Here is an 11795-nt window from a genome sequence, read left to right as displayed (position 1 = left end):
GCCCGGCGCGGGCGGAACGCGGCTGTGGCACTATCCGAACCGCGGCGATGCGCTTGCCGATGCGCTGCGCCTCTCGCGCGGCATGAGCTACAAGAATGCGATGGCGGGCCTGGCGCTCGGCGGCGGCAAGGCGGTGATCCTCGCCGATGAGGCGCGTACCAAGACGCCGGAGATGTTCGCCGCCTTCGGTCGCGCGGTCGAGGGCCTTTGCGGCAAATATGTCACCGCCGAAGATGTCGGCGTGACCGTTCCGGATCTCGTCGAGGTGTCGAAGCAGACCCGCTACGTCTCCGGCCTGCCGGTGGCGGCCGGGGCGGTCGGCGGCGATCCGGGACCGCACACCAGCTACGGCGTCTATCTCGGCGTCCGCGCCGCGGTTCGCCGGAAGCTTGGCAAGGAAAGCCTGTCCGGCCTCCACATCGCCATCCAGGGCGCAGGCAGCGTCGCCGGCGGCCTTGCCCGTCACGCCTCCAAGGACGGCGCGCGGATCACGATCGCCGACATCGACCAGGCGCGCGCTCGGAAGCTTGCGGACGAAGTCGGCGGCAGCGTTGCGGCTCCGGGCGAGATCATGACTCTGGAAGCCGACGTGTTCAGCCCCAACGCCCTTGGCGCGATCCTGACGCCGGATTCCATTGCGGCGCTCCGGGTGCCGGTGGTCGCGGGCGGCGCCAACAACCAGCTGGCCACGCCGGCCGAGGGCGACCTCATCCACCAGCGGGGAATCCTCTACGCGCCCGACTACGTGATCAATGCGGGCGGCATCATCAACGTCGCGTCGGAATATCTGAAGGATGCCGACGAGGCGGGCGTCAAAGCCAAGATCGAGCAGATCCCGGGCCGCCTCGACACGATCTGGGCGGAAAGCGACGCCACCGGCCGCAATCCGGCCGCGGTCGCCGACGGCATGGCCCGCCGCCTGATTGGCCGCTCCTAAAGAGGTGGTGCCGCCTTGGGCCTGGCGCGGCCGAGGCGGTGCTCGCGGTAGACGGTGTAGAGGCCGCTGGCGATGATCACCGCGGCGCCGGTCCAGGTCGTCGCCGGCGGATGGGTCTCGAAGATCCACCAGCCGAGCAGCACTGCCCAGAGCAGCTGCGTATAATCGAACGGCACCACCACCGAGACGGGCGCGAACCGCAGTGAGGAGGTGAGGAAGAGCTGCCCGCAGCCGCCGAACAGGCCCAGGGCGACGAGGATACCCCAGGTCGCCGGATCGTGGACCCGGCCGTAGACGGGCAGCAACGTCCCAAGCACCAGCATCGACAGAAGGCTGAACCAGAGGACGGTGGTCTGCGTCCCTTCCGTCCTTCCGATCTGCCGGATGGTGATGGTGACGATCCCGACGCCGAACGCCGCCAGCACCGCCAGCGTCAGCCCGATGGCGGGAAGGTGGCTCCCCTCCGGACGCATGACGATGACGACGCCGAGGAAGCCGATGATGACCGCGCTCCAGCGGTGGCGGCCGACGGGCTCCTTCAGCACCAGCGCCGACAGCATCACGGCGAAGAGGGGCGCTGCAAAGCCGATCGTCGTCGCCTCCGCAAGCGGCAGATAGGCGAGCGCGCTAAAGGCCAGCAGCATGGTGGAAAGGCCGATCGCTGCACGCGAGACGTGCGCCATCGGCCGCTCCGTGCGCCACACGCCGTAGTTTCGAGAGGCCGCGACCCAGAGGAGGAGCGGCGGAAGCCCGAACGCGAACCGGTAGAAGGCGAGCTCGGGCGTGGAGACGCCGTGCGAATAGCCGAGCTTGATCATCGCCGCCATGAAGGCGAAGCAGGTGGTCGCGCCGATCCTGAGGCCGATGCCGAGGAGCCGGTTCTGTTCCGGGCGCGAGGAGGAGGCGGTGTCGGCCATCGGTGCGCCCGCTTCTGCGGCGGGGGCGTGCGGACGGCAAGGGCGTATTCCCTTTGATGCGGCATGCCCCTCGGCTAAAGAGCGCGCGGGCAAGAGATGCACATCTACGCGAATCCCGCACGATTTCTGAGGCTTGCGCGGCCGCTGACCGGCTGGCTCGGCTGGGGCGGAGCCGTGCTGATCGCCGCCGCGCTGGTGGGCGGCCTCTTCCTCTCGCCCGAGGATTATCTGCAGGGCGAGAGCGTCCGCATCATGTACGTCCATGTGCCGGCCGCCTGGCTCGGAATGGGCGGCTGGACCGGCATCGCGATCGCCAGCCTGATGCAGCTCGTCTGGCGGCATCCGCTTGCCGCCGTCGCGGCACGAGCGGTGGCGGTGCCCGGCATGCTGTTCACCGCCATCTGCCTCGTCACCGGATCCCTTTGGGGCCGGCCGACCTGGGGCACCTATTGGGAATGGGACGGGCGGATGACCTCGATGCTCGTCCTCCTCTTCCTCTACGCGGGCTATATCGCGCTTGCCGAAGCCGATCGGGAGCGGGGCGGGGAGGGGCGGATCACCGCCATCTTCGGCCTCGTCGGGGCGATCAACATCCCGATCATCAAATATTCGGTCGAATGGTGGAACACGCTCCACCAGGGGCAGAGCATCGGCGTCCGCGGATCGAGCATCGACGCCTCGATGCTTTGGCCCCTGTTGCTGTCGACCGCCGGCTTCTCCTTGCTGTTCGGAGCGATCGTGCTGATGCGAATGCGCGCCGCGCTCGCGCGGCAGAAGGTGGAAGCACGGCTGAGGAGGATGGCCGCGTGAGCCACTGGCCGTTCATTATCGGAGCTTACGCCGTGACGTTGCTGGGGACCGGTGGCCTAGCCGTGTGGAGCTGGGCCGGGATGCGCCGCGCCGAGGCCGACGCCGAGGCGCTGAGGCGGGAGCCGTGAGCGCGGTCAAGCCGAAGAACCAGCGCCTGGTCCTGCTCCTGCTCGCTGCGGCCGCGGTCATCGGAGCGGTGATCCTCGGCATGTGGGGCCTCAGGGACAATGCCGCCTTCTTCTACGCGCCGGCCGACGTCGCGCGGGAGGGCATCCCGCTGGACCGGAACGTCCGCATCGGCGGGATGGTCCGGGGCGGCTCAATCAGGCGCGCCGCCGACGGGGTGACGATCGAGTTCGTGGTCGGCGACGAGACTCCGGCCACGATCCCGGTGCGCTTCAAGGGCATTCCGCCGAGCCTGTTCAAGGAGAAGAGCGGCGTGGTCGCGGAGGGGCGGTTCCAGCCGGGCGGGCTGTTCGTGGCCGACGAGATCCTCGCCAAGCATGACGAGAATTACATGCCGCCGCAGCTCGCGCGGGACGGATCGAAGCACAAGACCGAGACGCTCCGGTGATCGCGGAACTGGGGCTCGCGGCGTTGTGGATCGCCGCATCGATGTCGCTTCTGCAGCTGATCCTCGGCGCGGCGGCGCTTCGGCCCGGGGGCGAGGTGCTGGGAACCGGCGTGCGCCCGATCGCGGTGGCGCAGGCGGTGCTGGTGGCGCTCGCCTTCCTGGCGCTGATCCAGCTGTTCCTGAGGACCGACCTGTCGGTGGCGCTGGTGGCGGCCAACAGCCATTCGGCCAAGCCCTGGCTTTACAAGCTGGCCGGGACGTGGGGGAACCATGAGGGATCGATGCTGCTCTGGGTCACGATCCTGGGGGCGGCCGGCGGCGCGGTCGCGCTGCTCGAGCGGCGGCTGCCCGAACGGACGCTGATCGCGACACTTGCTGCGCAGGCGGCGATCGCGATCGGCTTCTACGCTTTCCTGCTCTTCGCCTCGAACCCGTTCGAGCGGCTCAATCCTGCCCCGGCGGAGGGGCAGGGGCTGAACCCGCTCCTTCAGGACCCCGGCCTCGCCTTCCATCCGCCGACGCTATACATCGGCTATGTCGGGATCTCGGTGGCTTTCTCCTTTGCCGTGGGAGCGCTGGTGACGCGGGACGTCGGCCCAGCCTTTGCGCGATCAATGCGGCCCTGGGTCCTCGCCGCCTGGATCATGCTGACGCTCGGCATCACTGCCGGAAGCTACTGGGCCTATTATGAGCTGGGCTGGGGCGGCTGGTGGTTCTGGGATCCGGTCGAGAATGCATCTTTGATGCCCTGGCTTGCGGCCACCGCCTTGCTCCATTCGGTGACGGTGCTCGCCACCCGCGACAGCCTTCGCGCGTGGACGGTGATGCTGGCGGTGGTCGCTTTCTCGATGTCGATGGTGGGGACCTTCCTCGTCCGCTCCGGCATCCTCACCAGCGTTCACGCCTTCGCGGTCGATCCGCAGCGCGGCACCTTCATCCTGGCACTGCTGGCGCTCTATATCGGCGGCGCGCTGACGCTGTTCGGGCTGCGGATCGGGACGGTGAAGGAGGGCGCCACCTTCGAGCCGGTAAGTCGCGAGGGCGCGCTGGTCGCGAACAACCTCCTGTTGTCGGTGATCCTCGGCATCGTGCTCGTCGGAACGCTGTATCCGCTCGTCGTCGAGGCTGTTTCGGGCGAGAAGCTGTCTGTGGGGCCGCCCTATTTTAACGCGGCCGCCGGACCCATCGCTCTCGTGATGATCGCGATCATGGCGGCGGGGCCGCTGATCCGCTGGCGGAGGGACAAGGGGGCGGACGTGCTTAGGCGCATGGCGGTGCCCCTGCTCGCGGCGGGCGCGGCGGCGGTCGCGGCTCTGGTGCTGGTACCGGGGATCAGGATCCTGCCGCTACTGGGCTTCCTGCTGGCCGCAGGCGCGGGGATCGCCAGCCTCGCGCCCTTGTGGAAGCGAAACCTTCTGAGGACGCCGCTCTTCACCTGGGGGATGGTGGTCGCGCATCTCGGCATTGCGGTCAGCCTCGCGGGAATGGCGTCGGAAAGCATGTTCACCAGCGAGAGGCTGATCGCCCTCCGGGTCGGCGAGAGCACGAGCGTCGGCCCCTATGAGATCCGCCTCAAGGGGGCGGACCCGATCGCGGGGCCGAACTGGACTGCGATCGAGGGGAGGCTGACGGCCCAGCGCCGGGGCAAGGCGCCGATCATGCTGAAGCCGCAGGCGCGCACCTTCACGTCCCCGCCGACGCCGACGAGCGAAGCCGACATCGCGACGATGCCCGGCGGGCAGCTCTATACGGTGATCGGGCAGCAGGACGGGCAGGGGCGGTGGCAGCTGCGGCTCTGGTGGAAGCCGTTCGTCACCCTCATCTGGCTCGGCGGCTTCATGGTGGCTTTCGGCGGGCTGCTGTCGCTGATCGGCCGGGTGAGGCGGGAGCGGCGGATCCGCATGCAGGAGCAATGGGCATGAGGCGGCTGATCATCTGGCTCCCGCTTGGTATCTTTGCGCTGTTCCTGATGGTGGTTGCGTTCGGCCTGTCGAGCCCCGGCGACCGGACGCTGCGATCGCAGCTGATCGGGCAGCCGATGCCGGAATTCGCGCTCCCGGGAGCGGTGCCGCAGCGGCCGGGGCTCCGGAAGGCGGACTTCACCACGGGCAAGCCGCGCGTGCTCAACATCTTCGCCAGCTGGTGCGGCCCCTGCAAGGTCGAGGCGCCGCAGCTGATGGAGCTGAAGCGGCGGGGCATTCCGATCGACGCGATCGCCATCCGCGACCGGCCGGAGGACGTGGCGGCATTCCTGAATGATTATGGCGACCCCTTCGAGCGGATCGGAAGCGATCGCGACAGCCGGGTCCAGCTTGCCCTGGGCTCATCGGGAGTCCCCGAGACATTCGTGATCGACGGCAAGGGCGTCATCCGCCACCAGCATCTCGGCGACATCAAGCCCGACGATCTGATCGAGATCGTCAAGGCCTATGAGGCGGCCAAGTGATGCGCCTCCCGTCATTGCGAGGAGCGACGCGACGCGGCAATCCAGCGGGCGGCGAAGGCGGCGCTGGATTGCTTCGCTTCGCTCGCAATGACGGGTGGGTTGCTGTTGCCTGCGTGGCTTTTCTCGTAAGCTCGAGCCCCTTGCCGGCCCAGTCGCAGATGGCGCCGGCGGAATATGCCTACCGCCAGCTGCCGGACCCGAAGCAGGAGGCGAAGGCGGCGGCGCTGATGCAGACCTTGCGCTGCCTCGTCTGCCAGGGCCAATCAATCGCCGACAGCGACGCCGAGATGGCGGGGGACATGCGCTCGCTGGTGCGCCGCAGGATCGAAGCGGGCGAGGAGCCGGATGCGATCCGGAACTGGCTGATCCAGCGCTACGGCAACTGGATCAGCTACGATCCGCCGGTGGAGCCGGTCACCTGGCCCTTGTGGATCGCGCCCGTGGTGCTGCTTGCCATCGGCGCCTTCCTCGCCCGCGGCCGCTTCCGGCGGAGGCGCGGCTGATGGGCTGGCTGCTGATGATCGCGCTCGCGGCGCTGGTGCTTCTGGCGCTGTGGAAGGTTGCGGGCTTCGGGCGGCTCGGCCTGCAGCTTGCGGGAGCCGCGCTGCTGCTCGCCATGGCGGGCTATGCCTGGCAGGGGAGGCCGGCGCTTGCCGGGAGGCCGGTGCCGCCCCCGGCGCGGCTCGAGCTTCCGGAAAGCGCCTTCGCGCAGACGCGGGAGGCGATGCTCGGGGCGGTCGACCAGGCGAGCTTCTGGCTGAGGATGGCCGATTCCTACCACCAGCGCGGCGACACCTATAGCGCGGCCGCGATCCTCCGGTCCGGGATCAGGGCGCACCCGCGCGACCCCGATCTTTGGGTCGGGCTCGGCAACGCGCTTGTGGTCCATGCCGACGGCATGATGACGCCCGCCGCCGAACTCGCCTTCAACCGGGCGGCAGCGATCGCTCCGGAGCATCCGGGGCCGAAATTCTTTTACGGCCTGGCGCTGGCGCAGGGCGGCCGCTTCGACGAGGCTGAGCGGGTCTGGCTCGCACTCCTCGCCCGCGCACCCGCGGACGCCGAATGGCGCCCGATGGTGGTCGAGCGGGTGCAGATGATCGAGCAGCTTCGGGCGATGCAGCGGGCCCGGCCCACCCGCTGATCCCCGTTGGTGCCGGCCGAAGCCGGGCCTAAGTTCACACTAGGTTCTCACTCGTGCGTCCTATCGGCTCGGGGCAAAAAGCGGTTCGTGGAAGCCGGTCAGTGGTCGACGCCGCGGCCTGTCTGTTCCTGGAGCGCGTCGATCTTCTTGGATGCCTCGGCCTTGCTGAGGCCGTCGTCGAATTCCTCGCCGGCCTCTTCGCTCAGAGTCTTCAGGTAGGAGGCCTGGGCGCCGGTCATCTGCTCGTCGCCGGTGACCCAGTCATCAGGATCCTTGGCGGCGTTGCCCTGGGGTTCGGCTTTTGGATTTTCAGTGGCGGACATGATCGTCTTTCCGGCTGGTTGGAGTTTCCGGATCAACGATCATGTTCCACTTCTGTTCCCTTAAAAGGGCTCGTATTCCAGCCCGAGCGCTTCGGCGACCGCCTGGTGGCGGATCTTGCCGCCCATCACGTTCAGGCCGTTGGCGAGGTGCGGGTCCGCCTTCATCGCCGCTTCGGCGCCCTGGTTGGCGAGCTTCAGCACGAACGGCAGCGTCGCGTTGTTCAGCGCGAAGGCGGAAGTGCGAGCGACCGCGCCCGGCATATTCGCGACGCAATAATGGATGACGTCGTCGATCACATAGACCGGATCCTCGTGGGTCGTCGGCCGCGACGTTTCGAAGCAGCCGCCCTGATCGATCGCGATGTCGACGAGGACGGAGCCGCGCTTCATGGTCTTCAGCATGTCGCGGGTGACGAGCTTCGGAGCCGCCGCGCCGGGCACCAGGACTGCGCCGATGACGAGATGCGCGTTCGCGACCGCAGCCGCGATCGCCGCCTTGGACGCATAAGCGGTCTTGATCTGGCTCGAGAAGAACATGTCGAGCTCGGCAAGGCGCGGCATCGAGATATCGTAGATGGTGACGTCGGCACGCATGCCAACCGCCATCTGCGCCGCATTGACGCCTGAGACGCCGCCGCCGAGGATCGCGACCTTCGCCGGAGCAACGCCCGGGACGCCGCCCAGCAGCACGCCGCGGCCGCCTTGCTCCTTTTCAAGGTAATGGGCGCCGACCTGGACCGACATGCGCCCCGCGACCTCGCTCATCGGCTTCAGGAGCGGCAGCGACCCGTCGCGAGCGGTGACGGTCTCATAAGCGATGCAGGTCGCGCCGGACTTGATGAGGCCCTGGGCCTGCTGGGGATCGGGCGCGAGGTGAAGGTAGGTGAAGAGCAGGTGGCGTGCCTCGAGCAGCGCGATCTCCTGCGGCTGCGGCTCCTTCACCTTCACGATCATGTCGGCTTCGGCGAAGGTGGCGGCCGCGTTCGGCGCGATCCGTGCGCCGGCGTTGACATAGGCCTGGTCCTCGAAGTCGATGCCCATGCCCGCGCCCGTCTCGACGATCACCTCGTGGCCCGCCGCGACCAGCTCGGAAACGGAGGGCGGGGTCAGCCCCACCCGATATTCGTGAACCTTGACCTCTTTCGGCACGCCGACGCGCATCTTCGACTCCATGGCTGTTTGTTTGCGGGCGTCTATAGAAGGGACGCTCGCCTTTGTCGCCGTTGCAGAAGAGGTTGCCCCTATGCTAATCGCGGCGGCGCCTGGCGGGCCCGGGCGGTAGAGCGAAAAGGTTCGAAGGCACTCGCCTTTCCCATCCATGACCGACACCGCCGCCGCGCCAGAACTCCCTGCGGATCGTCCGCCTGCCTCCGCGCACCATCCCCACGGCAGCCTTGCCAAGCTGATGCTGGGCTCGATCGGCATCGTCTACGGCGATATCGGCACCAGCCCCATCTACGCATTCCGCGAGACCTTCGCAGGGCATCACCCGCTGACGCCCGACCCGCAGCACATTTACGGCGTCCTCAGCCTCATCTTCTGGTCGATGATGCTGGTGGTGACGGTGAAATACGTCACCATCATCATGCGCGCGGACAATAAGGGCGAGGGCGGCAGCCTGGCGCTGCTGGCGCTCATCAACCGCGTCACCCAGGGCGACCGGAAGCGGCGCTGGACGTCCGGGATCGTGCTGCTCGGCGTGTTCGCCACCGCGCTCTTCTACGGCGACAGCATGATCACTCCGGCGACCACCGTGCTTTCGGCGGTCGAGGGGCTCACGCTGGTGGAATCCGGATTCCAGCCGTTCGTGATCCCGATCGCCGTCGGCATCCTCATCGGCCTTTTCATGATCCAGGCGCGCGGCACGGCGCGGGTGGGGGCGATGTTCGGCCCGGTCATGATCGCCTATTTCGGCACGATCTCCATCCTCGGCGTGATAAGCCTGGTGAATGCGCCGGGGATCATCCTCGAAACGCTCAACCCGCTGAACGCGGTGAACTTCTTCCTCTCGGACGGATCCCGGGCTTTCCTGGCGCTCGGCTCCGTCGTCCTCGCCGTCACCGGGGCCGAGGCGCTTTACGCCGATATGGGCCATTTCGGGCGGCGGCCGATCGGGCTTTCCTGGCTTGTCTTCGTGCTTCCCGCGCTGATGCTGAACTATATGGGGCAGGGGGCGATGATCGTATCCGTGAGCGCGGCCGAAGCCGCGGAGCTGGTGCGGAACCCCTTCTTCTTCCTTGCGCCCGAGATGCTTCGGCTCCCGCTCGTGATCCTGGCGACGCTCGCCGCGATCATCGCCAGCCAGGCGGTGATCTCCGGCGCTTTCTCGGTGACCCAGCAGGCGATCCAGCTCGGCTTCATCCCGCGGCTCCGCATCACCCACACCAGCGAAGCGGCCGTCGGGCAGATCTACATCCCGGTGATCAACTGGGCGCTGATGGTGATGGTGATCCTGCTCGTCCTGTTCTTCCAGAATTCGAGCAACCTCACGGCGGCCTACGGGATCGCGGTGACGGGTGCGATGTTCATCGATACCTGCCTGCTGACCGTCGTGCTCTTCTCGCTCTGGAACTGGAAGCCGTGGGCGGCGATCCCGCTGCTCGCGGTCTTCTTCATGGTCGATATCGCCTATTTCAGCGCGAACCTGACCAAGGTGCCCGACGGCGGCTGGTTCCCGCTCCTGGTCGGCCTCGTCGCCTTCACCCTCCTCACCACCTGGGCTCGCGGGCGCAAGCTGATGATCGATCGGATGCGCGAGGCGGCAATGCCGGTGGAGATCTTCGTCAAATCGGCCGCCAACAGCGCGACGAGGGTTCCGGGCACGGCCGTCTTCATGACGACGGCGCCCGACGGCGTGCCGCATGCGCTGCTTCACAATCTGAAGCACAACAAGGTGCTCCACGAGCGGGTGATGCTGCTGACCGTGAAGATCGAGGACGTGCCCTATGTGGAGGAGGTCAGCCGCTTCAATCTCACCGATCTCGGGAGCGGTTTCTATCGCCTCGTGCTCCGCTTCGGCTTCATGGAAGAGCTGGACGTGCCGTCGGCTCTGCTCCGCGTGCAGAGCTGCGGACCGCAGTTCAAGATGATGGATACGAGCTTCTTCCTTGCCCGCCAGACGCTGCTCGCGTCGGGCTCGCGGCCGGGAATGGCGCTCTGGCGCGAGAAACTGTTCTCGTGGATGCTTCGGAACGCGGAAAGCGCGATGGAATTCTTCAAGCTCCCGCCGAACCGGGTGGTGGAGCTCGGCAGCCAGGTGGAAATCTGAGCGGCGCCCCGGCCGGAGCCGCTCCGATCATCGTCACCGCCTTGTTCGGCGATGGCGACAATGGCTGGCTTCAGGAGCTTCGCCGCACCCATTTTCCTCCGGAGCGCAACCAGGTGCCGGCGCACCTCACTCTGTTCCACCACCTCCCGCCGAGCCTCGAGCGCGAGCTTGGGCAGCGGCTCGCCACCTACACGGCGGTTCCGGCCCCGAAGGCAAGGATCGCGGGGGTGATCGACCTCGGCACGGGGACTGCCTTTCGCGTCGAAAGCGAGGAGCTCGAGGACATCCGGTACGACCTCGCGGGAGCGTTCCGCGGCATGCTGACGCCGCAGGACATGGCGCCGTGGCGGCCGCACGTCACGATCCAGAACAAGGTGGAGCCGAAGGAGGCGAAAAGGCTCCAGCAGCGGCTCCGGGCTGCCTTCGAGCCGCGGCCGCTGGCGCTGAAGGGGCTTGCCTCATGGCGCTATCTGGGCGGGCCCTGGGAGCCGATCAGGAGCCACGCGTTCCGCGGCTAGTCTCCGGCCGGCGGCTAATCGTTCTGGCCAACGCCTTCGCAGCTATAGTCGAAGGCCGCGAGGCCCGCTTCCAGGTGAGAGGCGAGGAGGGGCATGTCCAGAAGCTCGTCGATGGAGGATTCGGGGTCGGTATCGTTGGCTTCGGCCATCGCATCTTCCCACTCGCTGGCATCGAACGTGCCGCGCCCGACCCAGGCGAGTGCCAGCGTTTCGGCCAGCTGGTCGTCGGCGAGATCGTCGAGCATCGCCCGCATCTCTTCCTCGACCCCGGAATTCAGTTCGTCTTCAAGCACCGAGAGCGCCTGGTCCTCGGCATCGTCGTCGAAATCGTCGACATTGTCGGGATCCTCATCGGGGTCGACGGCGGGGACTTGCGCCTCCATTTCCTTGGCCCGGATGATCAGGCGGCAGTAGGTTTCGAGGGGGGTCAGCAGGTCCATTTTTCGTCTCCGTCGCACCGAACTTCCACCTGCAACGACAGGAACGGGCGCACGGTTCCGGTGGAGATTTCGTGCGGTTGACCCGAAAAGCGGCGCTGCCTATAGCGCCGCGACGCCGGCATCCCATATGCCGAAGCGGCCCTTGGGGCGGAGTAGCTCAGCTGGTTAGAGCAGCGGAATCATAATCCGCGTGTCGGGGGTTCAAGTCCCTCCTCCGCTACCATCACCCGACTTCCAAATGTGCTTTCGTCGGCCCCCATGCGCTTTCGTCGCATCGGCGGCGGTTCCGTCGCCGGCTGCGGCCGATCCGTCGAAAGGGGAGGGCACCAAAGCGAGGGTTGGAGCATTGAGCCTTCAACCGGACAGCACCTTTGATCCCCTCTCCAGGTAGCAGTCCATCACTGGGCGGCGGGTTTTA

14 protein-coding genes and 1 tRNA gene are annotated in these 11795 nt (G+C 67.4%); 11 read left to right on the top strand and 4 right to left on the bottom strand.

Annotation, left to right across the window (positions count from 1 at the left end; genetic code table 11):
• Positions 1-937 (top strand): Glu/Leu/Phe/Val dehydrogenase family protein (locus tag VF662_RS10255; protein ID WP_464140632.1); only part of this gene is annotated, 937 nt, incomplete at its 5' end.
• Here the strand turns inward: VF662_RS10255 and VF662_RS10250 are convergent.
• A complete protein-coding gene (locus VF662_RS10250) occupies positions 934-1854 on the bottom strand; it encodes a DMT family transporter (protein WP_464140629.1) in 921 nt (306 codons plus the stop codon). The genes VF662_RS10255 and VF662_RS10250 overlap by 4 nt on opposite strands.
• 96 nt (positions 1855-1950) lie before the next feature.
• Here VF662_RS10250 and ccmC point away from each other — a divergent pair, with 96 nt between their 5' ends.
• From ccmC to VF662_RS10215, 7 genes are all read left to right on the top strand, one after another.
• Positions 1951-2664 (top strand): heme ABC transporter permease CcmC, encoded by a 714-nt coding sequence (ccmC, locus tag VF662_RS10245; protein ID WP_464140627.1) that lies wholly within the window; start codon positions 1951-1953, stop codon positions 2662-2664.
• Entirely contained in the window at positions 2661-2792 is a 132-nt protein-coding gene (locus VF662_RS10240) for a heme exporter protein CcmD (protein WP_464140625.1), read from the top strand. The genes ccmC and VF662_RS10240 overlap by 4 nt, the downstream gene beginning before the upstream one ends.
• Positions 2789-3238: a cytochrome c maturation protein CcmE gene (gene ccmE, locus VF662_RS10235; protein WP_464140623.1), complete on the top strand. Its 450-nt coding sequence runs from the start codon at positions 2789-2791 to the stop codon at positions 3236-3238. Before VF662_RS10240 ends, ccmE begins: the two co-directional genes overlap by 4 nt.
• Positions 3235-5160 (top strand): heme lyase CcmF/NrfE family subunit, encoded by a 1926-nt coding sequence (locus VF662_RS10230; RefSeq protein WP_464140621.1) that lies wholly within the window; start codon positions 3235-3237, stop codon positions 5158-5160. Before ccmE ends, VF662_RS10230 begins: the two co-directional genes overlap by 4 nt.
• Positions 5157-5684 carry a DsbE family thiol:disulfide interchange protein gene (locus VF662_RS10225; protein WP_464140618.1) on the top strand — a complete coding sequence of 176 codons (528 nt, stop codon included), beginning with the start codon at positions 5157-5159 and terminating at the stop codon, positions 5682-5684. The genes VF662_RS10230 and VF662_RS10225 overlap by 4 nt, the downstream gene beginning before the upstream one ends.
• Before the next feature lie 158 nt (positions 5685-5842).
• Entirely contained in the window at positions 5843-6187 is a 345-nt protein-coding gene (locus VF662_RS10220; protein ID WP_464140636.1) for a cytochrome c-type biogenesis protein, read from the top strand.
• Positions 6187-6828 (top strand): tetratricopeptide repeat protein, encoded by a 642-nt coding sequence (locus VF662_RS10215; RefSeq protein WP_464140616.1) that lies wholly within the window; start codon positions 6187-6189, stop codon positions 6826-6828. Before VF662_RS10220 ends, VF662_RS10215 begins: the two co-directional genes overlap by 1 nt.
• 98 nt (positions 6829-6926) lie before the next feature.
• On the opposite strand, the gene VF662_RS10210 is transcribed toward VF662_RS10215, so the two are convergent.
• Both VF662_RS10210 and ald read right to left on the bottom strand, forming a co-directional pair.
• Entirely contained in the window at positions 6927-7151 is a 225-nt protein-coding gene (locus VF662_RS10210) for a DUF3072 domain-containing protein (protein WP_464140614.1), read from the bottom strand.
• A gap of 60 nt (positions 7152-7211) precedes the next feature.
• Complete coding sequence (ald, locus tag VF662_RS10205) at positions 7212-8312, bottom strand: alanine dehydrogenase (protein ID WP_464140634.1); 1101 nt, start codon at positions 8310-8312, stop codon at positions 7212-7214.
• Positions 8313-8469: 157 nt separating this feature from the next.
• Between ald and VF662_RS10200 the strand changes: the two genes are divergently transcribed.
• Together VF662_RS10200 and VF662_RS10195 are read left to right on the top strand one after the other, a co-directional pair.
• Entirely contained in the window at positions 8470-10419 is a 1950-nt protein-coding gene (locus VF662_RS10200) for a potassium transporter Kup (protein ID WP_464140612.1), read from the top strand.
• Between the two features lie 41 nt (positions 10420-10460).
• Positions 10461-10937 (top strand): 2'-5' RNA ligase family protein, encoded by a 477-nt coding sequence (locus VF662_RS10195; protein ID WP_464140609.1) that lies wholly within the window; start codon positions 10461-10463, stop codon positions 10935-10937.
• A gap of 14 nt (positions 10938-10951) precedes the next feature.
• Here VF662_RS10195 and VF662_RS10190 read toward each other — a convergent pair whose 3' ends face one another.
• Entirely contained in the window at positions 10952-11377 is a 426-nt protein-coding gene (locus tag VF662_RS10190; protein WP_464140607.1) for a DUF3775 domain-containing protein, read from the bottom strand.
• A 146-nt stretch (positions 11378-11523) separates the two neighbouring features.
• Here VF662_RS10190 and VF662_RS10185 point away from each other — a divergent pair.
• Positions 11524-11600 (top strand) — tRNA-Met (locus tag VF662_RS10185).
• Positions 11601-11795: the final 195 nt, after the last annotated feature.

It is taken from the genome of Allosphingosinicella sp., assembly GCF_036387215.1.
GTDB lineage: Bacteria > Pseudomonadota > Alphaproteobacteria > Sphingomonadales > Sphingomonadaceae > Allosphingosinicella.
Note: the sequence above shows the minus strand (reverse complement) of the source record. Positions and strands in the feature narration are given on the sequence as shown.